Here is a 22,487-nt window from a genome sequence, read left to right as displayed (position 1 = left end):
AATTTTACAGTAAGCAAAACCATTAAACTTACTGTCATGATACCCATGTTAATTTTATATCTGATAAGAAAAGCGAAAAAGGCCTCGTTCTTTTCAAGAAGGTTAGGCGATTTTAAAAAATTGGTTTGGAAACTTAAATTACTCCTCACTCTTTTTACAGTAACTATCTCTTTTGCAAGCAACACAGATCCGAATACGCATTTAACTTATAATGTGGTTAGAAACAATCATGTGATTGGAACCATTAGTATAAATAGAATGTTTAGTGAAGATTCTATAGCGTATTATTTAGAGAGCAAAATACAAGCCAAAGCGCTTTTCAAATTTGTAATCATTGGGAAGGAAACATCCATTTATAAAGATGGTCTACTTACATATTCTTCCATTTTCAGAAAGGTAAATAATAAAATTAAGGCAAATCATAAGTTGGTTTTTAAAGGAGTTACCTATAAAAACCTAAATGCAGATAAGCACCATCAGCTAAACCATACCAAAATACATAGAAACTTGGTAACCCTCTTTTTTGTTGAACCCAAAGGAGTGAGCGAAGTGTTTTGTGATTTTGAAAAACGCATGGTACGTTTAGAATATTTAGGGCATGGTAAGTACAAAGTGATCTTTAATGGTGGTAAGTACAATATTTATCATTATCGCAATGGTAAATGTGTGAAAATAGAAGCCAATAGCACCTTATTTGATGTTGATTTAATACCTGTATAGTCATGGAAAATTCACAAGATATTTGGGTTTTTATTAGTGTGGTGTTTCTAACCTATTTTCTTTTAAGTTGGATTTATGAGAAATTAGATATTTGGAATTTAGAGCAGGCACTACAAGTTAGAAATGGCTTAAGGTTATTAAATATGAGGCACGGTTTGGGCATTGTGCTTTTAGGTGTTTTGTTCTATGAGATATGTCCTGATTTAAGATTTTTATTAAATTATATTGAAATCCCGAGGTTGTACATCCTTCTACCTTATGTTGCTTTGGTCTTTTCGGCGGCATACATATCGTATTTGGCATCCAAGAAAGCAAAGGATACAAACGACGACGTTATTTACTATAAATTTGAACAGGCCTGGTCTTATTTTATTATTAGAACCCTCTTTTTATTGAGCTACGAATTCTTCTTCAGAGGTGTTTTGTTTTTTACATTTCTAGAATATTTCAGTTTAGTGGAATCTATCGCCCTAACAACAATTCTGTATTTAATTATTCATGTATTCGATTCAAAGGGAAAGATGATGGGAACCATTCCGTTTGGCATCATTCTATGCGTAATAACCTATGAAACACAAAGTATCTGGTATGCCTTTGTATTGCATTTAACATTATCTGCGGTATACGAAATCTCAATTTTTTACGGTAAAACACTTAAAACTTTAAAATCATGAAAGTACTATTAACTGGGGCTACAGGATATATTGGGCATCAATTGGCAATGACTCTGGCTTCAAAAAACATTAAGGTTCATGCCCTTGTACGAGATGTAAACTCGAGCAAGGTGCCAAAGCATGAAAACATAACAGTTTTTCAAGGAGATATTTGTGATTTACAATCCATACAACAAGCTATTAAAGGCTGTTGTTATGTGTTTCATGCCGCCGCGTTTACAAATTTGAAATGTAAAAATATTCATCGCTTTTATAAAACGAATGTTGTGGGAACAGAAAATGTATTACAAGCCGCCTCAAGTGAGCAGGTAAAGAAGGTTATTTATACAAGTACCTTATCCGTTTTTGGTCCTTCCTATAAGAGAAAGCCTATTACAGAAAATCAGCCCCGTTTGGCTTCTTATGCTAATGATTATGAATTAACCAAAACCATGGCTGAAGAGAAAATTGGAGCGTTTGTAAAGAAAGGTTTGCCATGTGTTATTTTAAACTTAACTCGGGTTTACGGCCCTGGGTTAAGAACTTTCTCAAATGGCGTCAATAAATTGGTCGATATCGTTACAAATAAGAGCGTACTTATAGTGCCTTCTAAACTCAAAATAGTTGCAAATTATGTTTTTATAGATGATGTTATTAAGGCTCATATATTGGCTATTACCAGTGGTGAAAATGGAGGAAGGTATATCATTGGGGGTGAAAACTTAAATTACAAAGAACTTTTTAAAAAGGTAAAAAAGTATACCAAGAGCAATATAAAAATACTAACGCTAAACTATAATGTTTTGAAAATGTTGTTGGTGCTATATTCAAACATAAGGGCTTTATTTAAAATGGGCGTTAGTATGACCCCTAGGGTAATTGATTCCCTTTTTATAAATAGAAGCTCTTCTTCGCAAAAAGCAGTAGCGGAATTGAATTATACTATTACACCTTTCAAAACTGGGATTTTGAGAACCATTGAGTCCTTAAAAATTTAAAATATTATGAAAGCGTATACACTAATTACGGGAGCAAGTCAAGGTTTAGGAAAGTCTATCGCGCTTGAATTTGCAAAACGAAATATGAATTTGGTTTTAGTGGCATTACCCAAGTCTGGTTTGCCTGAACTGTCTAAATTCATTAAAGAAAATATGTACGTTGAGGTGCATTATATTGAAATTGATTTAAGTACGGTTGACAGTTGCTACGCCATTTCAGAATATATTACAACGCATAACCTTCCAATTAAAAACTTGGTTAATAATGCAGGAGTTTTAAGTCGTGGATTGTTTGATAATTTAGACGAAGCCTTTATTCTTAAGCAAATTGCTGTAAACGTTACTACGCCAACTCTACTAATAAAATTGTTATTGAATAATATGAAGTCGGTTGCGCCAGCATCTATTCTTAATATAAGCAGCATGGCCAGTTTTTTTGCTCTACCTAAAAAACAGGTGTACGGCGCCACAAAGGCTTATTTAACCTCCTTTTCAAAAAGCTTAAGAAAGGAATTAAAAACAACTAACATATCAGTTACAACCATTTGTCCAGGAGGATTAAATACAACAACCAGACTGTGTTATCAAAACCGAATTGTTAGTTGGGTAACACGAAAAACGGTATTAAATCCAGAAGATGCTTCAAAAATAGCGATTGAAGCCATGCTCAGAAAACAAAGGTTAATCGTACCAGGGTTTGTAAACAAATGTTTAATGATTTTAGATAAACTTTTGCCTGAATTTATTAAAGATAAGTTGGCGGAAAAGGAACTCAATAAATTTCCTAAGGCTGCTTAATTGTCAATAAATGATATCATTTCAATGTAATAGTAAATCAAATTGTCAATATAAAAATGTACAATCATGGAAGCTCAAATTACTTTTTGTCCAAGTTCTACATCAAATTCACACTATAGAAAATTAAGACTGCGTTTAAAGGAGGTTATGAAAACCTTGCCCAAAAAGCGCAAACGTAATAAAATTTACGTGGTGTTAAGTTTGCCTCTGGTATTTTTAGGTGTATATGTTTTAGCACTGTATTTCCATAATCTAAAAAGTCTTTTTTATTTGTTGTATGCATTTTTAGGCATACTATCTGTGTTGATTTTTTTAAACATCATTCATGATGCTGTGCATAATAATGTTTTCAAAAAACGATGGATGAATCATTCGTTATTAATAATTTTTGATTTTTTAGGAGCCAACAGTTATATCTGGAAAAAACGTCATGTTTTATTACATCATAATTACCAGAATATAGCAGGATGGGATTCTGATATTGAACAATCAGGGTTGATTAGAATTTTTAAAGATGATCAGCTTTCTTGGGTAAGTAGAAATCAAAGTTGGCTTATTTTTATACTATATCCAATGTATTTGTTAAACTGGATGTTTCTAAGAGATTTTAAAGATTTCTTTGTAAAAGGGAGAACCATAAAGAAGGTGTGTGACATTCCACGTATTGAATATTTTAAGCTAATTTGTTTTAAATCATTTTTCATTTTTTATACCGTGATTCTTCCTATTGTTTTAGGCGTAAAATGGTACGTAGCTTTAACGGCATTATTTATTCTTTTAACCACTGGAAGCATATTTGCCATGCTAACCCTATTGCCGCCGCATGCTAATGATAAAAGTGAATTTCCTATTCCAAATGAAGAAGGTATTGTAAATATAAGCTGGTTTGAACATCAGTTTAAAACCACTAATGATGTTATTATGGATAATTGGATTTCAAGACATGTAATGGGAAACTTTAATTACCATGTTGTACATCACTTATTCCCCAACATAAGTTCGGTATATGCTCCAGAAATGACTAAAGAGATAAAAGCATTCGCTGAATCGGTTGGGATTAATTATCGTGAGTATAAATTGCATAAAGCGCTGTATTATCATTATCAGTTAATAAAAGCCAATGCATTTGATGAGAATATTTTTGAGGAAGATATGTAGGTATAAATAGACGGGTTGTAATGTCTGATGTCACTAGAGTTTTTATTACAGGAGTTAGCGGATTACTTGGCACTAATACAGTGCATGCCTTTTTAGAAGCAGGGTATCAAGTATCTGGTCTGGTTAGAAAGAAGGTTAGTTTTGTTGGAACTCAACATAAGCATTTACAATTAATTGAAGGTGATATTTTAAATAAGATGGCGATTGAAAAGCATATGAAAGGGTGTGAATTTGTTATTCATATTGCCGCTTTATCAGATCCTAAAGAAATAAATTATAAACGATTTCACCAAGTGAATGTTATAGGCACCAAAAACATTGTAGAATCAGCTATAATCTGTAAAGTTAAAAAAGTCATTTATGTAAGTACAGCAAATGTTTTTGGCTATGGGAATTTGAATAATTTGGGACACGAATTAATGCCTATTAAAACACCTTTTTTAGAATTAATGTATTCTAAAAGTAAAAAGAAAGCCCAAGAGTATGTGTTATCTAAAAAAGATGATATTGAGGTGGTAAGTATTAATCCCACGTTTATGCTTGGTGCTTATGATACTAAACCAAGTTCGGGAAAACTGGTTTTGTATGGTTTAAGAAAGTTAATTCTTTGTCCGCCTGGTGGAAAAAGTTTTGTGTGTGTTAAGGATGTAGCAACAGGTATAGTAAAAGCTATTGAAAACGGTGAAAACGGGGCATCCTATATTTTATCAAACAATCATCTAAGTTATAAGGCCTTTTTCTCACTGTTAGCTAAGTTACATGGTACAAATTCGCTAATACTTAGCGTACCAAAATTATATCTCCGCGTTATTGGATTTGTGGGAGACATTTTAAGAAAGTTTCATGTTAAAGTGACATTTTCGTCAAATAATATTAGCGTGTTGTGTGTAAGTAGTTTTTATTCTAATAAAAAAGCCAAAGAAGAATTGGGAGTTACATTTTCTCCTATAGAAGAAGGGATGACAGATGCTATTAATTGGTTTGCAACCAGGAAGTCTTAGAGGTTTTTACCATCTGAATAATTCATAAAATCATTAAGATAATTATGTTTACTAGTATTTCTAGCAATTATTATCAACGCTAGAGCCTTCATCCTAATCAAAAAAGAAATTAAAAACAGGAATAGTGAAGCTCAAGAGCTCCATTGCTATTTACCAATAATCTGGAAACCAATTTGTGCATATGTTATAGCCCCAAAATGAAGGTTTTTCTCTAAGAATCAAAAGCACGTAATAGGTGTCTAAAATACGCTTCAAAAAGCAGTGTTGGGTACTTAAGAGTATTAAGTTAAGAAATGGGTTATGTAAAATTTATAGTCATGAAAAGATTAGAACAATTTATTGTATTCTGTTTGCTTTCCGTTTATTGTTATGCACAAGATACCGCATTAATGGCAGACAAATGTTTAGTGTTAAGTACATCTAAAAATACGCTGAATTTTAATCAGGAGTTTTCTGTTTATAAAACGCTAAAGATATGTGCAGAACCTCAGTTTGGAGATTTGTTCAATAACTCTTTTAAACAAATACTAGGCATTGCAAATTTAAATCAGTTTTATAATCGGTTTGATTTGGGGGTGAATTTAGGATTGGTTCACAACTTTCAAAAGCATATTAAGGTAAAAGGACTTTGCAATTTTGGAATGTTAAGGTTTAAAAATTACGAGGCCAATAAACCTGAGAATTATATGGTGAAGGTATCGCTGAGTTATATTTTTTAAACGTATCCTCTATATGTCTGATTTTAAATCAGAAAACAGTTTAATTTCAGTACTCTCACTGTAAGAATATATTTTTTATATTTAGATATGTTTACTTAAAATCGACTATTAAAAGTGAAAGCCATCAAACTCTTATGTTCTTATTTTCTCTTTTTTGTGGTTTTTCTAGTTTTTGCACAAGAGCCTTCGTTTAGAATAAAATATCTTTCTGTAAAGGATGGTATGTCCCAAGTTTCGGTAAATGACATGATAAGGGATGACAGAGGATTTGTTTGGATTGGAACCGCCGATGGATTAAACCGTTATGATGGCAATTTATTTAAACATTTTGGTAATGATGTAAGTGATTCGATTTCAATTTCTGGAAACTATATCACTAAACTAAAAAAATTACCTGATGGAAACATACTAGTTGGTACAAGGGATGATGGATTAAACCTATATGATCCTATTGAAAATACGTTTAAAAGATTAAATATTGGAAGCCATTTTGAGCAGATCACCGTTTCAGGTATTGTTTTAGATGAAAAGGGTGCGGTATGGGCTTCAACTCAAAATAATGGTTTATTTTATTGGGAAAATTTTGATACACAACCAGAGCATTTTTTACCGCATCGTAAAATTACAAGTATCTTTAGAGATTTTGAGAATGCCCTATGGGTAGGGGAGTTGAACGGAACCATTGAAGGTTATGTAGGAAACATGCAGCACCCAAGGATTAAATTTAAGGTTTCAGGAAATGTGCAGAGTTTTTTCAGAACCAAAGATTATTTGTTCGCTGGAAGTTACGATGGCCTATTTGTTTATGATTTTGAAACAAATAAAGTGAAATCTATAGAGCTTGAGAATAGTGGGAATTTTAAAACCATGCATGTTCTAGACTTTCTTCAGGAAGATGACAATCAAGTTTGGATTGCCACAGGAAGAGGACTCTATCTATACAATTTTAAAACGTTTAAAGTTGTAAATAAAATTGAATACAAGGAACATGGAGAACAGGGTTTGAGCAATAATACAGTTCAATCGTTGTTGAAAGTGTCTCCAAATCAATTATTTGTTGGTACCGCCAATGCATTGAATTGTATAGATTTCAAAACATCGGTATTTAAAAATATCTCTAAGAACAAAAAAGGGGATAGGTTACTTAATGATAATGTCATCTTTTCGGTATATAAAGATGAAAACAGATTATGGATAGGCACTTCAGATGGTGGCCTTAATCTTATAACCAACGGCAAAGTTTATTACTACATTGATAACCAAAATGACCCCAATAGTATTGCAGGATCAGTAGTTAGGAGTATTGTGCATGACAAGGTAAATAACCGCATGTGGTTTGCTACTTCAAGAGGGCTTAGTCTACTAGGTTTAAATAATTTTGATCCTGAGCACCTTGTTTTTAAAAATTTCTACCACAACCCTAAAAATATTAATTCTATAAACTCTAATTTTTTAAAAGATTTAGTGCTTGATGTCAATAATAACCTTTGGGGGGCTACGCATGAACATGGTATATTTAAAATGGCATATGCTTCTGATGGCAACTATCAAATAACAAGATATGTACATAAAGAAGGGCGCTCTAATTCACTAGTAAATAACGAAACCAATTGCTTAGAGGTTGACAAGGCCGGCAATATTTGGGTAGGCACACAAAATGGTGTTTCTAAAATTACTTTAAAAGGGATTAATTATATTCAGATTGAATTTGAGAATTTTATAAAGGAAGATAGAATAGATAAAACACTAGCGCATAATGCTGTTAATGATATTTCGGTAGATAGCAGTAATCGAATTTGGCTGGGTACAAGAAATGGGTTGAGTTTGTTAAATGATGATAAAACATATACCACTTGGACAAAGCAGGATCAGTTTCCCAATACGTTAATTTATAGCCTGCAAGATGATTTGCAAGGTAATCTTTGGATGGGCACCAATGATGGTTTGGTAAGGTTCAATACGTCTACACAGCAATTTTCTCATTTTTCAGTTTTAGATAATATACAGGGAAGAGAATTTGATACCCATGCACGGTTTCGTGATGCGGATGGTATGGTTTATATGGGCGGTGTTGAGGGTCTTACTTTTTTTAATCCCAATGAAATACACGTCTTAGATGCGCCCCAGCAACTTTATTTTTCACAATTACAAATAAAGAATCAAAACATAACCCCTTTAAATCAAAAAGAGGTTATAAAATCTTCTATAGAAACTGCTGAGAACATAACTATTCAAAGCGATCAGTTTCCTTTCTATTTGAAATTTTCTGCTTTAGATTTCAGGATGGATAAAAACATCCAGTATGCTTATCGACTTAAGCCACTTGATAGCAAGTGGAGCTTTCTTAGTGAAAACAGAATTCAGTTTTTAAACTTACCACGAGGGGAATATAATTTAGAAGTCAATGGTTTTTCAAGAGGAATAGCATGGAAACAAGCCCCTCTCCAATTAAAGATTAAAGTAAATCCGCCTTGGTGGTCTACAACCATTGCCATTATAGGTTATATTATGTTGCTTTTAGTGTTATCCTACTGGTTGTATAATTTTCAGTTGTCCAGAAAATTGGCCCTTGCAGAATCGAAAAAATTAAAGGAAATAGATGAACTTAAAAATTCTTTGTATACCAATATTACTCATGAGTTTAGAACTCCTATAACGGTTATACAAGGCATGATAGAAACCTTAGAAAATCAGGAGAATTCTAAAAACCCTAAAACTATAAAATCGTTAAAGCTTATAAAAGAAAATAGTGCCAGCTTGCTTAAAATGGTAAATGATATGCTTGATCTAACCAAGCTTGAAAGTGCTGAACTAGAGGTTAATTGGAGTCAGGTTGAAATAGTAAATTACGTTAAATACCTTTTTGAAAGTTTTGAATCTATGGCTAAAGAAAAGCATATAGATTATGTGTTCTATTCAGAAGTGGATACTTTGTATATGGATACAGACGCTGAAAAACTTTCTACCATAGTTAAAAACCTAATTATTAATGCTATTAAGTTTACCCAGGAACGGGGAAAGATAATTTGTCATATAAAAACGTTTAATAATAATTTGGTGCTTAAAATTATCGATAATGGTATTGGTATAGCTAGAGAAGATCTTCCCAATGTTTTTGAAAAATTTTATCAGGCAAAAAACTTGGCAACACCACAGTTTAAAGGAACAGGGATAGGGTTAGCCTTAACAAAAGAACTTACAAAACTTTTGGGCGGCACTATTGATGTAAAAAGTGAGAGGCAAAAAGGCAGTGAGTTTTCTATAACACTACCTATAACCAATCGTGCAGCGATAATTAAATCGAAGTTGGAGGATCACTTAGACCCTCCCAAAACTGTGCACCGTGATGAAACGGATGTGGAGCAATGTTTTCATACCGACTTAGATGAAACATCATCTATAGCCTTAATTATTGAAGATAACAAAGACGTTGCTTATTATTTAAAGACTTGTCTTGAAGCTAATTATAAAATCCTTCTAGCAGAAGACGGGGAAAAGGGCATAGAATTAGCAAAGACATATATTCCCGATATTATAATAAGTGATGTGATGATGCCAAAAAAGAACGGTTTTGAGGTTTGTAATACACTGAAATCGGAATTAATGACCAATCATATTCCTATAATACTATTAACAGCGAGGGCCAGTGATAAAGACCGCATAACGGGGTTAATACATGGTGCAGACGCCTATTTAATAAAACCATTTAATAAAAACGAATTATTTGCAAGAATAAATCAATTGACAAGCCTTAGAAAAACCATGATTGAAAAATTCAGTCAGGAGGATTTTAAGACTTTTATTGCACGTAGAGATAAAGAGCCTCAAACGGTATTTATTAAAGCGGTTGTTAAGTTTGTAAATGAAGCGTTAGATGACTCTGGGTTTGGATCGGTTCAGCTCGCTGAAAAATTACATTTAAGCGAATCGCAGTTATATAGAAAAATCAAGGCAACCACCAACCGTTCTACGGCAGTATTCATTCGATCTATCAGACTAAATAAGGCTAAAGCCCTCATTCAAACTTCAAATAAAAGTATATCAGAAATCGCTTATGAAGTCGGTTTTAACGATCCTTCATGGTTTAGTCGTGCTTTCAAAAAAGAGTTTGGAATAGCTCCAAGTGAACTAAACGAATAGTGCAATTTATTTTGTATAATGCAATAATAATTCTTGCGTTTATTGGGTATGCATAAATACTCCTATGCTTTGACAAAATAGTTAATGCAGTTTCTTATTGTATGTTTTAATTTTACTCTATCTCCTTTTTAGAATATTAATAGTAGCCATTTCCTGTTGAATTATAAAATTTTAAATCTGAAAAGTATTTTCAGATTATTATGGTACAAAGGTTACAAGTACTTAGGTCTTTGCATTAAAACCTAAAGCCCGTTCTTACTTATGTAAGTATGGCCAAAATACTTGTTGGCAAGTATCAATATAAATGGTCAAATTGAATTAAACATGTCAACCTATACTAAAAGCTTCTATCATGAATATAAAAAATAACAATTGTATGTATGGTTGGGTTCCTCTTAAATTATGTAAAAAATATACAAGAGAAATAGCAGTACTTTTTTCATTCGCTACTATAAATCTTTCTATATCATGTTCCTATTACACTGTTAAGGATGTTGCAACCACTAAAGAAACTATTTCAGGCACTATCAAGAATTTTAATGAGCAAGATAAGTATGCTATTCTACATCAAAAGGATTTAGAATGGCATTTAAATGAGATTGTAGTTAATGAAGATGAGCAAACAATTAGTGGTGTTTTGGCTCCTGTTTCATCAAAACATCAGTTTGAAAAAAAGGTTTCAAAAAAAAATCCCAATAAAGGATTAAAAAATAAATCGAATAAGAATCGTAGCGAAAGCACAGATGAGGTAAAAGATTCTGTTCAAACATATACTGCTACTCGAGATACTAAGCGAGTTCATCGCTATAAACCATCAAAGCAAACACCACTTAATGAGGTGCATTTTTATTTGAACAATAGTTCAAACTTCAATGACTACCAAAATGTAAGTATCCCTTTTTCAGATGTAGAACGGGTTTCTATTAATGATAAGAATACGGGGCGGTCAATAGCAAATGTATTGGCAGGTACATTTGGTACTATTGCCTTTGTAACCTTGTTGGTGGCTGCGCTTAAAAGCTCTTGTCCTTTTGTTTATGTAAAGCATAATGAAGGCTATTATTTTACTGGAGAGCTTTACCCTGGAACCATTACTTCAAACATGCAACGAGATGATTACCTGGCGCTTCCTAATATTCTAGGTGACAACGGGGAGTATAATATAAAAATAGCCAACCATCTAAAGGAAGTGCAATATACGGATGTTGTACAATTGATTCGGTTTACGCATAACGAGGATATAGAAGTCTTGATAGACCATCAAGGTAAACCTCATACTTTTAAGAATTTGATAGCGCCTAAACGAGTTACAATGGATGATGGATATGAACAGATACAGCCTGCATTGCATAAGGATAATGATTTTTATGCCTTTAATACAGCTTTAAATAACCAAAATAGTACTAGACAAGTGGTTTTTGATTTTGAAAAACCAAGCCATTGTAAAAACGCCAAGTTATATGTAACAGCCAAAAATTCTGTTTGGTTAGATTATATGTACGGGAAGTTTAATGAGCAGTTTGGTTCATACTACAATACGTTTCAAAAAAGACAACAAGAAGTTTCTAAGGTATCTATAGAAAATTGGGTAAAAGCCCAAAATATTCCCCTTTCAGTTTATCTAAAAACAGATAAAGGGTGGCAATTGGTACAAAATATCAATACTGTAGGACCAATGGCAACTAGAGATATTGTTGTGTCAATACCACTGGATGATGTTTATAAAGAAACTATTCAAATTAAATTAGAAACAGGATTTATGTTCTGGGAAGTAGACTATGTAGCAATAGATTATTCGGAAAACGAGAGGTTAATTTCAGAATATTTAAAGCCTAACTCGGCTATTAATCAAAAAGGTAAGGACATTACAGAACTTTTAAAATATAAAGACGCAAATTATTTGGTACAACCTAATATTGGCGATGAGGTTACGGTTTCATTTCAAACCCATAGACATAATAAGGAAGCTAAGGAATCCTTGTTTTTACTAAGTAGAGGCTATTATAATTATATACGGGATTATAAAGGTGTTCCAGATTTTGAACGATTGAAAGAATTTAGAAAGGATAATGTTTTTACCAAGTATTCAGAACAATACTATTTTGATATTGTGAATTTTAATTCAAAAAAAGTGGCGTATCATGAATGAAGTAACCACAATTTCTGTAAGTAAACAAACGTTTATGATGGAGTCAACTACATTTAAGAATGTAAGTTATAAAAATCATAGCGCTCAATGTAAAACCATATCTGGGTTACAGAAAACCTTGTGGTTGTTTGTCATTAGATGTTCGCTTTTCGGTATCTTGTTAAAAGCATACAAGAGTCCTTTAAACTGGTATTTAGGACTTAGATACCTTATTCAGTTGAGAAAAAAGTTTCTCGGTAATTTTAAGTTAAAGAAAATGGTTAAGGTAGACGGCAAGTACTATATTGGCTTATATACGCCTGGATATTTTGATGACAATTACCGTCGTTTTATCACTTCTGAATTAAATTATTTTAAACCAATAAAGGGTGCAGGATTAAGATTTAACCATGTGCACTTGGCCATAACCCATAAATGTGCCCTACAATGTGATCATTGTTATACATGGGATACGCTAAACCAGAAAGATCAACTAGATGAAGAAGATTTGTTGAAGGTGATTTCTAGATTACAAAATATGGGGACAGGCCAGATTCATTTAACAGGAGGTGAACCTTTGCTAAAAATTAATTTACTAATTAACCTATTGAACAAGGCCAATAAGAATTCAAATATTTGGATTAATACATCGGGGTATCGACTTACTTTTAGCAAGGCAAAACAATTGAAAAAAGCTGGTTTAACTGGAATATTCATAAGCTTAGATCATTTTGATGAGGAAATGCATAACAGTTTTAGAGGGTTTAAGCATGCTTATCATTGGGCGCTAGAAGGTGCCAAAAATGCTATTGCAAATAATATGGTTGTAGCCTTTTCTGTATGTATAACCAATGACTTTGTTAGTGAAGAAAATTTGATGAAGTATATGTTGCTGGCTAAAAACATTGGGGTGCATTTTGTACAGTATTTAGAGCCAAAACCAGTTGGACACTTTGAAGGTAGAGATGTAAAACTATCAGATGATAATCTTAAAATCTTAGAATCCTTCTTTGTTAAAATGAATTATTCTAATGACTTTCTAGATTTCCCTATAATTAGTTATCATGGGTATTATCAACGAAGACAAGGGTGTTTTGCAGGTGGAAACAGGAGTGTTTATATTGACGCAAAAGGAAATTTAAATGCCTGCAATTTTTGTCATACTAATTCAGGGAATATTTTAAGTAAGGATTTTAATCTAGCCTTAGCTAATTTGTCAAAAAAAGGATGTTCAATCTATTAATCAAGTAATGTATTATGGAAACGTTGTTAGAGTTATCGGTGTTTAAATTATGGTTTCTGTTGATGGTAATATTAGTTGCTAGATACATGGTAGTTGCTGGATTGCCGTATTTTTGGCTGTACATTATAAAAAAAGAAGAGTATCAATCGCTTAAAATTCAAAAGGCACATCCCAACAGGAAGCAAATCTTTCAAGAAATAAAATATTCTTTGGTTACTTTTTGTATTTATAGTTCAGGAATTTGGCTATTTGTGTATTGGTTAAAAAATGGTTATACAAGAAACTATGCGGATATCAATGAATATGGATTGGTTTATTTTGTGGTTAGTATTCTACTTATGGTGGTGTTACATGATACATATTCCTATTGGGTTCATAGGCTCATGCACCATAAAATAATTTTTAAGTACACACATTTATTACACCATAAATTTAAAAACCCATCAACGTGGGGTGCTTTTGCGTTTCACCCTTTAGAATCGATTTTAACTATGGGTATTATTCCAATAATTATTTTTACAGTACCATGGCATAATTGGGCTTTAGTGGTGTTTATTACTTGGATGATTTTTTATGATACTTTTGTGCATTTAGGATATGATATAAAACAACTTAAATTGTTTAAGTTCCAAAATACGCCATTAGATCATGATGTTCACCATAGGAATTCAAAGTATAATTTCGGGTTGTATTTTACATTTTGGGATCGCTTAATGGGTACTTATAAATATAAATTAGATTGAATTTTTAAAATGCAAATTTTTAGCGTAGTGACATCAAATAGGATATATTAATTTAATTCAAACAGTCATGAAAACACAAAGTTTAATAGTTTATGTAGCTGTATTTTTTTTGTTTTTTGCTTCATCATGTTCTTCAAATGACGATGAAAAAGAAACCCCACAGCAAAATATAGAGAGTCAATTTGTTGGTGTTTGGAAGCCCGTAAGGTTTGTCATAGTTTGTTCTGGTGAAGACCAAGATGTTGAAAACTATACATCCTGTGAACAAAAGGGGCGGTTGACTATAAACGCCGATGGCACTTGGGTTGAAACGTATTTTTATGAGTATATCGATGATAAATGTACAGAAGATGTCTTGGAAAAAGGGACATGGAAAATTATGGATGGTGCTTTATTTGTGAAATATGAAGGACAGGAGGAAGAGGAGGCTACTTATTTTAAAGTCAGCAAAAATTCCGTTAAAGTTGGGCAGTATAATCCAATTTTTTATTGCGGTGATGACGCGTCGTCTTACTTTTATAAAGAATATATTAAACTGTAAACAATGATAAAAGCAATATCAATTTACTTAATGGTAATTGCTATTTGTTTTTTTTGTTGTGTTGCAAATGCTCAAAAAGGTTTTAGGGTGGAAATTAGTGTAGGGCCTACATTAGCAGATTCAAAGGAGCTTTTTTCGTATACCCTTCAGGGACATGTTTGTTACTTATGGTCATTATCAGATGTTGTTAATTTAGGTGCGTCAACAGGTGTTGTTACTTTTTTAGGAGAAGGCAGTAATGGAGATGGGTCAAAAGGATGGTTTAGCTCAATTCCAGATGTTTTTATGCCACTAGCAGTAGCTTCCAATTTTAATATTTCCAAATCTATTTACGCAGGAATTGATCTGGGGTATGCTTTAAATGCAAATTATATTGGAGATAATGACGGTGGTTTTTTTAATGATAGCAATGGCGGATTTTATATGCGTCCATCAATGGCGTATCGGTTAAAAGAGAAGCTAGCACTAGTACTATCGTATACATCAATAGCAGAGGACAACTATAATTCAGCTGCTCTAAACATAGGTTTAAATTTTAGGTTTTAGTAGATTAAAATATTTTGTTCGCAAAGGAAATTCTACAACCGTTTAATAGTTAGAAGAACTTTAGTCTTTGTTGGAACCAAGTCTAAATCAAAACGGCTCAATTAGAAAATGTGATTAGGAAAATAGCATATATATTACAGTTTAAAGCAAAGAAAAGTCCAACAATTTTGAAATTGTTGGACCTATTTTACAAATACAAATGTGATTCAATTAGTCGGTAACCGTAATGGTAACGGTACTTTCTATTTTTAGAGTTTTACCATTCCATTTCGGATCGGATAAAAAAGTCTTAGTATCCTGTTTAGAATCAATAAGTTCAATGATTCTGCTATTGTCAAATTCGCAAGCATCATTGATGTTGCCTTCAGTTTTAGACAATCGTTGAAGTTTGTGAAAATTAATTTTAACATCTAATATCTCACTCAAGATATCTCTGGCCTCAGCATTGGTGAAACAACCATCAATTAACTTGACGGAGTGTTGTAATGTTTTTTGGGTTTTACTTTTTGATTTCAATGATGTTTTCATAGTAATTAAATATTTAGGTTCTATTAAAAGTTTTGAATTATGCATAAGTACAAGGGCATGCCCAGTGTGATATTGAATGGAAAGGTAATAGCAAGAGCCATTGGAATATATAAACTCGGACTAGCCTTTGGAACAGCAATTTTCATGGCAGCAGGTACGGCAATATAGGAAGCACTGGCGGCTAGGATTGCGAATAATAATCTGTTGCCTATTCCAGTGACAAAGCCTGCCGTAATAATAGATACCAAGCAACCGTTGAGGATTGGAATTAAAATTGCAAAGATTAGAGCAAACCAACCTTTCTTTATAAAATCTGAGAGTTTTCTTCCACTGGTAATTCCCATGTCTAATAGGAATACGGCAAGGAATCCTTTAAAAATATCTGTGGTGAATGGTTTAATACCTTCAGCTTGAGCATCGCTAGCAAGAAACCCAATTATAAGGCTTCCTATTATTAATAATACACTTCCATTGAAAAGTGCGTGACGTAAAACGGTTGACATGGGTATGCCTGATTTCTTTTTGCCTCCCTTTGAAATCATGATAAGTAAGAGTCCAACCATGATAGAAGGAGCCTCCATAAGCGCCATTACAGCAACCATGTGGCCGCTAAATGGAATTTGCATAATTTCAAGATAGGATATGGCTGTTACAAAAGTGACGGCGCTTACAGATCCGTATGATGCAGCTATGGCTCCGGCATTTTCTACACTAAATTTTTTACGCAAGATGTAATAAGTATAAATCGGTACAGATATAGCTAATAGGATGCCGAAAATTAAAGCCCAAAGTATTTCTAAGCTAAATGTGCTATGAGATAATTCCTGTCCGCCTTTAAAACCAATGGCGAGAAGTAAGTACAAAGAGATGAATTTTGATGAGTTTTCAGGTATTTGTAGATCACTCTTTAATTGAACCGCAATAATTCCTAAAAAAAAGAAAAGTAATGCAGGGTTGGTTAGGTTGTCAATTAGTAAATGTAAATCCATGTAGTTATATTATTTGGTTTTGGTTAACATATTTAGGTTTTTGTTGGTGACAGCTAGAAATACAATCAAACCACACAAAGTCAGTTCTTGCGTAAATAAGCCGTTGTTTTTCAACGATAGACTTACAAAAAACAAAAACATAGCAGTTATAATAATATCATTAATCTGTACAATTTTGTTGTGGAATTTAATGAGGAGGTTAAATAGTCTTTTCTTCATGTTTTTAAATTTTGATGCAAAGTTTAGATATATTTTTCATAAATTTTTATTTATATTTATTATGAAATACATAAAAAATAATTATGAATTATACATTGCACCAGCTAGAAGTATTTTTAAAAATAGCCGAATTACAAAGCGTAACAAAGGCATCAGAAGCTTTGTATTTAACACAGCCAGCAGTTTCCATTCAGTTAAAAAACTTTCAAGATCAATTTAAAATACCACTTTTTGAAGTTGTAGGGAGGCGTATTTATATCACCGAGTTTGGTGAGGAAGTAGCCCAAGCTACTCAAAAAATTATGGATGAGGTTAAGGCTATTGATTATAAAGCATTGTCTTATCAGGGTGAGTTAGCAGGTAAATTAAAAATTGCCATTGTTTCTACGGCAAAATACGTTATGCCTTATTTTATATCTGATTTTATAAATCAACACCGAGGTATTGACCTTGTTATGGATGTAACTAATAAGGCTTCCGTAATTAAAGCTCTTGAGAATAATGAAGTTGATTTTGCTATGGTTTCCACAATCCCTAAAAAGTTAAAAATTAATAGAATTCAACTTATGCCTAATGAACTTTATATGGTAGGGGGTAAAGAGTACCAGCATAAAGGCAAATACTTGTCAAAGTCTGAATTCCAAAAACTTCCTTTGATATACAGAGAACAAGGTTCAGCAACTAGATTAGCTATGGAAAAGTTTATAGACTCTAAGAAAATTTCAACCTATAAAAAAATGGAGCTTACCTCAAATGAGGCCTTAAAACAAGCTGTTATTTCTGGTTTAGGCTATTCAATCATGCCTCTTATTGGTATTAAAAATGCGCTTACCATTGGCGATTTGCAAATTATCCCAGTGAAGGGATTGCCCATTGTTACTAATTGGAATTTGATTTGGTTAAGTTCCAAGAATATGTCAACTATAGCTAAATCTTTAATCAACTATGTAAAAGAAAATAAACAAGTTATTATCGATAAGCATTTTGATTGGCTAAATGAAAGCGAGTAGAAAGATTCAATGCAAAAATAATTTTTCTTCTCGATTTAAACGGTATTAGACTTTGGTAATTCTCTAGTTAACCAACCACTTTTGCTAGCCGTGGCTATGGCATAGGGGGTAATCCAAAACAAACCAAAGGTGTATAAAATGCTATAGGTATACGCCCAAAAAGACGCTTTTATATCATATCTTTTTGCATAAAATAACACTGGGAATGTTGAAACTACCAAAATACTTAAAAAGGTTGAACTTAAAAATAATATAGGGTGGGTGAAAATAAATAATATCATCAGAATTAAAAAAGGGTAGGTCATGATGATTTCAACGGACTGACTCAGAAACAGTAATCGTGTTCCCAGTTTAGAACCCTTCCTAAAATTTTTGAAAACATATTTAGACATTTCAATGTTTTCACGCACATTACTACGCCCCCAACGAATAAACATCTTGTAAAGGCCGCGGTATTTTTCAGGAACATTGGTATATGCATAAGCATTTCTTTGAAATAAAACATGATAGCCTTGTTTTAAAATCATATTGGTCAATGCACGATCTTCTCCAATATCTGAAGGGTTTCCCATAAAGGTTTGATTCATCCATTCTTGAAGGCAATTAAAAACAGCGGCTCTACGGTATGCTGCCAAAGCGCCTGGTGTACATAGTACTGATTTTAGTGTGCTTTCAGCAGAACGTACAAATTCAAAACTTAAAACAAAGCTTACATCTAGCATTTTAGGTAACAGCCCTTTGTCTTTGTTTAATACGCGAATATTGCCAGCAACAGCTCCACAAGTTTCATCTGTCACTAAAGGACCTATTAAATTTCTTAGAGTATCAGGATTAACTATTGAATCACTATCAACGGTAACAAAAACGTCACCAGTGCCATTATTAAAACCGTAATATAAAGCATGGCGCTTTCCTTTGTTTTCAGGTTGCTGATGAATTTTTAAACGGTCACCCAGTACTTTTTTTGCTTCAATCATCCATGGCCATGTGTCATCTTGACTGCCGTCATCAATAGAAAGCAACTCAAATTTTTCTTCAGGATACTCACTTTGAGCGAGACTCATTAAAGTATCATAAACTTGTTTACCTTCGTTATAGGCTGGTACTATGACAGTACACGAGGGCAATTCTGTATCGCTTACAGATGTAATGGGCTTGTATTTAAAGTAACGGAATAGTGTGTAAATAAAGAAACTACCTTTAAAAAGAAGTAAAGCAATCGAAAAGATCATAAGAGCAACCCCAAAGGTAGTACTTAATCGTTGTGCATTATAAATAGCAATATCTTTCCGTAAAATAACACCTAAATAAACAGCGTCAATAATTAATAAAAAAGTAGCTGATAGGACTAAAATTCCCCAAAGATTTTCTTTTTTAAACCTTTTAAGCTTGGTTTGAAATAGATGTACGAATAAGTTTAAATTAGCTGTTATGGAAATATTAGACTGGTTAAAGTCCTGTTTTCTGATTTTCATAGTTCTGTTAATCACAATTAGTTTTACTCTTTTACGTACTAATTGACATTTCAGATTTTTATTATGAAAACCTTATAAGGATTTAAAAATTATTTAACATTATGAAGCCTATAAATTAGATTTTAAAGGCAAGGCCCTGTCATTAACAACAGGGCCTCTAAACAAAATAAAACTAAACTAATTCTGAAATTTTACTATTAATCTTTTTTATTAGTAATTAGATTGATTAAAAATGCTCAAGTTTTAATTCCATTCTTCTAGAATAAGTTCAGTATTTCTGTAAATAAGTGTGTCTTTTACCGTATGTACCGCTCCATCTCCATCTGTATAGGAATAATCAAGAGTGAAATTTCTAGTGTTTGAATCATAAGAACCAGTTCCAGATGTACCTGTTACATTGTCTTCAGAAATGATTACTGAGCCATCAGTATCTATAGAAAAGTTCATGTTTCTTCCTGAAACATCTGGGTTGCCTACATAAGGTACAGTAAGCTCATTTTTAGATGTTGTTTGTAATAGAACATCTTCATTTAGTACAAGGTCATCGTTTGAATACGTTACACTAGTGTTATCTGAAGTATTCGTGTCTACCCCCTTAACATAATACCAGCCGTGGTATTGGTTGAAATACTTAATCACAACAACAGAGTAACGTTTGCTGTGCAAAATGGTGTCAGCTGTAGACTCCGTCATTTCAATTGGAAGGGCGTAGTTATTACCTATAGCTAAAGGATCATTTAAAAATAAATCTTTATTAATGGTCATGGTTGTACTTCCCTTGAACTGTCCACTTGGAATAACAATATCGTTGCTTTTAAGTGTATAGTAATTATCAGGAAGCTTTGTGAACTGCGGATAATTATCAGCATTCAATAAGGTGTCTTGAATAATAAAAGATGCACGTTCATTAACATCATTTGAATATTTTCCACCTAAAACGGCACCAATTTCAAGAGTCATATCTTTGTCTGCTTCATCTACCAACGTACGTATTGGATACTGACGGGCAAAATAGGTAGCAGAATATATGTAATCTTCTTTATAGTCTTCATAGCAAGCCTGAAGTAAAAACAGGGATCCTATGCATATTAATAATACTACTTTTTTCATAATCTTCATTTTTCTAGTTTAATATATTTGATTTGACTACCATCCTTGGTTTTGAGTTATATTTTGAGTTTTCAATATTTCATTGAACGGAAGTGGCCCATAAATCATAAAGTCTTTATAGCTAGGGACAACAATAGTTTGTCTGTCATAGTTAAAAGAGTCATCTGGGTTTTTTGTTATAGTAACCCCTTCAATTGGCATATTCAAATTGTCTTTCCAACGTCTTAAATCGAAAAAGTAGTGGCCTTCAAAACATAATTCTATTCTGCGTTCGTTTTTAATCAATTCTCTCATCGCCTCTTTTGTTGTTATTGATGCTAAATAATCATCATTACCTCCAGAAGCTATACCGGCTCTTCTTCTAACTTCTGCAATCGCTTGTCTTGCAGTTAAATTTAGATTTCCACCATCAGGACCATAAGCTTCATTTGCCGCTTCTGCTAAATTTAAAAACACTTCTGCTTTGCGTAATAAAGCATTGTAGTGATAATCAGAAGATATGTTACCCGGAACTAAATTAGATGAATTGCTAATCCATTTACGTAAATAGTATCCTGTTCGTGTTGAATTTTCTACAGTTACGCCTGGGGCAGGTGGCACATTGTTTCCTCCTTGAAAAGTTTCAATAGCTTGTCCTTTAAAAATTCTATTGTTATAAATAACCGTCATTTCAAATCTAGGATCACGATTGTTGTACATCATGTTTTCGTCATAACCACTAGAGGGGTTGTTAATGGGGTAGCCATTGGCCATAGGAAAAGCATCCACTAGATTTTGTGATGGATTACATCTGCCATTTCCTAATAAACTAGGAGGGAAATTACTTTGCTCAAGCCCATTATCTCCGTTGGTTCCGCCATTAACACGACGCATGATTAGTTCATCATTAGTGTCATTATTAAAGTAATCTTTAGAAATGTTATCAATATCATAGACATTTGGCAAAGTAGTTCCTATATCATCAATAACATCATTGGCTGCTTGAGCAGCATCGGTGTAAGATGATGTTCCAAATGAAGGACTAGCAGCATACAATAAAACTCTAGATTTAAGAGCTTTTGATGCAATACTGGTTGGTCTACCTAGGTTATTAATGCCAAAATCATCATTGCTACCTGTGTATTCTGAAGGCAAATTAGTAATAGCGACGTTTAAATCTTCAACTATTTGTTGCACACATTCATCATAGGTATTTCTTGAAAGATTTAAGTCGTCAACATTAATGTCTATAAAGGAGGTGATTAAAGGGATTCCCATTAAGTTTCCACTAGTATCGATTCCTCCATAACGTCTAAGTAGATCAAAATGAATCCAAGCTCTTAAAAAATAAGCTTCTCCTTTTAAACGTTGGCGATAAGCTTCATCTCTTTCCTCATCAGCTTTAAAATAAACAACTGTACCATCTAAACCAATTTCTATAAATTGATTAACATTCTTCAAATCGTCATATCTACCTTGCCAGTTGTTAATTGGATTGCTAACTGCAGACCAAAAGCCATCCGTTTCTACCATTCTGTTAATCCCACCTGCAGGTACATTTGATAAAGCATTGTCTGTTGCCGCATCTAAAAAATCTCCACCATAGGTGTCAAATGATGACGGTATAGCACGGTATGCATAGGTAAGTAAACCTCGAACATAGTCTGCGTTTGCCAAAAATTGCTCTTCACTTCTTTCGTTAGTAAGCTTTGGATCAAAATAATCATCGCATGATGAAAACGCAATTAAAATACCGAAAGCAATTAAAATATTTCTCATTGTATATTTT

The 22,487-nt window shown here is 32.9% G+C and carries 19 protein-coding genes; 14 read left to right on the top strand and 5 right to left on the bottom strand.

Annotated features, from left to right (window positions below; all coding sequences use genetic code 11):
• Positions 1–36: 36 nt before the first annotated feature.
• From FGF67_RS08585 to FGF67_RS08525, 13 genes are all read left to right on the top strand, one after another.
• On the top strand, positions 37–720 hold the full coding sequence (locus FGF67_RS08585; RefSeq protein ID WP_139696756.1) for a DUF6134 family protein: 684 nt from the start codon (positions 37–39) through the stop codon (positions 718–720).
• 2 nt (positions 721–722) lie between these two features.
• On the top strand, positions 723–1,394 hold the full coding sequence (locus FGF67_RS08580; protein ID WP_139696755.1) for a CPBP family intramembrane glutamic endopeptidase: 672 nt from the start codon (positions 723–725) through the stop codon (positions 1,392–1,394).
• Positions 1,391–2,371: an NAD-dependent epimerase/dehydratase family protein gene (locus tag FGF67_RS08575; protein WP_139696753.1), complete on the top strand. Its 981-nt coding sequence runs from the start codon at positions 1,391–1,393 to the stop codon at positions 2,369–2,371. Before FGF67_RS08580 ends, FGF67_RS08575 begins: the two co-directional genes overlap by 4 nt.
• A 6-nt stretch (positions 2,372–2,377) precedes the next feature.
• Positions 2,378–3,169, top strand: a complete 792-nt coding sequence (locus FGF67_RS08570; protein WP_139696751.1) for an SDR family NAD(P)-dependent oxidoreductase — start codon at positions 2,378–2,380, stop codon at positions 3,167–3,169.
• A 66-nt stretch (positions 3,170–3,235) separates the two neighbouring features.
• Positions 3,236–4,327, top strand: a complete 1,092-nt coding sequence (locus FGF67_RS08565) for a fatty acid desaturase family protein (protein WP_199240672.1) — start codon at positions 3,236–3,238, stop codon at positions 4,325–4,327.
• A 20-nt stretch (positions 4,328–4,347) separates the two neighbouring features.
• Entirely contained in the window at positions 4,348–5,328 is a 981-nt protein-coding gene (locus tag FGF67_RS08560; protein WP_139696749.1) for an NAD-dependent epimerase/dehydratase family protein, read from the top strand.
• 317 nt (positions 5,329–5,645) lie between these two features.
• Positions 5,646–6,047, top strand: coding sequence for a hypothetical protein (locus tag FGF67_RS08555; protein ID WP_139696747.1), 402 nt, complete (start codon positions 5,646–5,648; stop codon positions 6,045–6,047).
• A gap of 114 nt (positions 6,048–6,161) precedes the next feature.
• Positions 6,162–10,187: a hybrid sensor histidine kinase/response regulator transcription factor gene (locus FGF67_RS08550; RefSeq protein ID WP_139696745.1), complete on the top strand. Its 4,026-nt coding sequence runs from the start codon at positions 6,162–6,164 to the stop codon at positions 10,185–10,187.
• A gap of 352 nt (positions 10,188–10,539) precedes the next feature.
• Entirely contained in the window at positions 10,540–12,336 is a 1,797-nt protein-coding gene (locus tag FGF67_RS08545) for a hypothetical protein (protein WP_139696743.1), read from the top strand.
• Entirely contained in the window at positions 12,329–13,558 is a 1,230-nt protein-coding gene (locus tag FGF67_RS08540) for a radical SAM protein (RefSeq protein ID WP_139696741.1), read from the top strand. The genes FGF67_RS08545 and FGF67_RS08540 overlap by 8 nt, the downstream gene beginning before the upstream one ends.
• Positions 13,559–13,572: 14 nt before the next feature.
• The gene (locus FGF67_RS08535; RefSeq protein ID WP_139696739.1) at positions 13,573–14,301 is read left to right on the top strand and encodes a sterol desaturase family protein; all 729 of its coding nucleotides are present in this window, start codon (positions 13,573–13,575) and stop codon (positions 14,299–14,301) included.
• 67 nt (positions 14,302–14,368) lie between these two features.
• On the top strand, positions 14,369–14,842 hold the full coding sequence (locus tag FGF67_RS08530; RefSeq protein ID WP_139696737.1) for a lipocalin-like domain-containing protein: 474 nt from the start codon (positions 14,369–14,371) through the stop codon (positions 14,840–14,842).
• Positions 14,843–14,845: 3 nt separating this feature from the next.
• Positions 14,846–15,388 (top strand): outer membrane beta-barrel protein, encoded by a 543-nt coding sequence (locus FGF67_RS08525; RefSeq protein ID WP_139696735.1) that lies wholly within the window; start codon positions 14,846–14,848, stop codon positions 15,386–15,388.
• 210 nt (positions 15,389–15,598) lie between these two features.
• Here the strand turns inward: FGF67_RS08525 and FGF67_RS08520 are convergent, their stop codons facing one another.
• The gene (locus FGF67_RS08520; RefSeq protein WP_139696733.1) at positions 15,599–15,916 is read right to left on the bottom strand and encodes a hypothetical protein; all 318 of its coding nucleotides are present in this window, start codon (positions 15,914–15,916) and stop codon (positions 15,599–15,601) included.
• A 23-nt stretch (positions 15,917–15,939) separates the two neighbouring features.
• On the bottom strand, positions 15,940–16,905 hold the full coding sequence (locus FGF67_RS08515) for a sodium-dependent bicarbonate transport family permease (RefSeq protein WP_139696731.1): 966 nt from the start codon (positions 16,903–16,905) through the stop codon (positions 15,940–15,942).
• Between the two features lie 302 nt (positions 16,906–17,207).
• Between FGF67_RS08515 and FGF67_RS08510 the strand changes: the two genes are divergently transcribed.
• On the top strand, positions 17,208–18,134 hold the full coding sequence (locus tag FGF67_RS08510) for a LysR family transcriptional regulator (RefSeq protein WP_139696729.1): 927 nt from the start codon (positions 17,208–17,210) through the stop codon (positions 18,132–18,134).
• A 35-nt stretch (positions 18,135–18,169) separates the two neighbouring features.
• On the opposite strand, the gene FGF67_RS08505 is transcribed toward FGF67_RS08510, so the two are convergent.
• The 3 genes from FGF67_RS08505 to FGF67_RS08495 form a co-directional block, all read right to left on the bottom strand.
• Positions 18,170–19,609, bottom strand: coding sequence for a glycosyltransferase (locus FGF67_RS08505; protein ID WP_139696727.1), 1,440 nt, complete (start codon positions 19,607–19,609; stop codon positions 18,170–18,172).
• 243 nt (positions 19,610–19,852) lie between these two features.
• Complete coding sequence (locus FGF67_RS08500; RefSeq protein ID WP_158293205.1) at positions 19,853–20,719, bottom strand: DUF1735 domain-containing protein; 867 nt, start codon at positions 20,717–20,719, stop codon at positions 19,853–19,855.
• A gap of 36 nt (positions 20,720–20,755) precedes the next feature.
• Positions 20,756–22,477: a RagB/SusD family nutrient uptake outer membrane protein gene (locus FGF67_RS08495; protein ID WP_233244040.1), complete on the bottom strand. Its 1,722-nt coding sequence runs from the start codon at positions 22,475–22,477 to the stop codon at positions 20,756–20,758.
• Positions 22,478–22,487: the final 10 nt, after the last annotated feature.

Origin of the sequence: Allotamlana fucoidanivorans, assembly GCF_006265225.1 — a bacterium.
Lineage (GTDB): Bacteria > Bacteroidota > Bacteroidia > Flavobacteriales > Flavobacteriaceae > Allotamlana > Allotamlana fucoidanivorans.
The sequence above is the reverse complement of the archived record's forward strand: the minus strand, read 5'-3'. Positions and strand labels throughout refer to the sequence as shown.

What these genes read in the sequence shown, in the direction of transcription:
- FGF67_RS08585 (WP_139696756.1), top strand. Translation starts at nt 37, where the DNA reads ATGATACCCATGTTAATTTTATATCTGATAAGAAAAGCGAAAAAGGCC.
- FGF67_RS08580 (WP_139696755.1), top strand. Translation starts at nt 723, where the DNA reads ATGGAAAATTCACAAGATATTTGGGTTTTTATTAGTGTGGTGTTTCTA.
- FGF67_RS08575 (WP_139696753.1), top strand. Translation starts at nt 1,391, where the DNA reads ATGAAAGTACTATTAACTGGGGCTACAGGATATATTGGGCATCAATTG.
- FGF67_RS08570 (WP_139696751.1), top strand. Translation starts at nt 2,378, where the DNA reads ATGAAAGCGTATACACTAATTACGGGAGCAAGTCAAGGTTTAGGAAAG.
- FGF67_RS08565 (WP_199240672.1), top strand. Translation starts at nt 3,236, where the DNA reads ATGGAAGCTCAAATTACTTTTTGTCCAAGTTCTACATCAAATTCACAC.
- FGF67_RS08560 (WP_139696749.1), top strand. Translation starts at nt 4,348, where the DNA reads ATGTCTGATGTCACTAGAGTTTTTATTACAGGAGTTAGCGGATTACTT.
- FGF67_RS08555 (WP_139696747.1), top strand. Translation starts at nt 5,646, where the DNA reads ATGAAAAGATTAGAACAATTTATTGTATTCTGTTTGCTTTCCGTTTAT.
- FGF67_RS08545 (WP_139696743.1), top strand. Translation starts at nt 10,540, where the DNA reads ATGAATATAAAAAATAACAATTGTATGTATGGTTGGGTTCCTCTTAAA.
- FGF67_RS08540 (WP_139696741.1), top strand. Translation starts at nt 12,329, where the DNA reads ATGAATGAAGTAACCACAATTTCTGTAAGTAAACAAACGTTTATGATG.
- FGF67_RS08535 (WP_139696739.1), top strand. Translation starts at nt 13,573, where the DNA reads ATGGAAACGTTGTTAGAGTTATCGGTGTTTAAATTATGGTTTCTGTTG.
- FGF67_RS08530 (WP_139696737.1), top strand. Translation starts at nt 14,369, where the DNA reads ATGAAAACACAAAGTTTAATAGTTTATGTAGCTGTATTTTTTTTGTTT.
- FGF67_RS08525 (WP_139696735.1), top strand. Translation starts at nt 14,846, where the DNA reads ATGATAAAAGCAATATCAATTTACTTAATGGTAATTGCTATTTGTTTT.
- FGF67_RS08520 (WP_139696733.1), bottom strand. Translation starts at nt 15,916, where the DNA reads ATGAAAACATCATTGAAATCAAAAAGTAAAACCCAAAAAACATTACAA.
- FGF67_RS08515 (WP_139696731.1), bottom strand. Translation starts at nt 16,905, where the DNA reads ATGGATTTACATTTACTAATTGACAACCTAACCAACCCTGCATTACTT.
- FGF67_RS08510 (WP_139696729.1), top strand. Translation starts at nt 17,208, where the DNA reads ATGAATTATACATTGCACCAGCTAGAAGTATTTTTAAAAATAGCCGAA.
- FGF67_RS08505 (WP_139696727.1), bottom strand. Translation starts at nt 19,609, where the DNA reads ATGAAAATCAGAAAACAGGACTTTAACCAGTCTAATATTTCCATAACA.
- FGF67_RS08500 (WP_158293205.1), bottom strand. Translation starts at nt 20,719, where the DNA reads ATGAAAAAAGTAGTATTATTAATATGCATAGGATCCCTGTTTTTACTT.
- FGF67_RS08495 (WP_233244040.1), bottom strand. Translation starts at nt 22,477, where the DNA reads ATGAGAAATATTTTAATTGCTTTCGGTATTTTAATTGCGTTTTCATCA.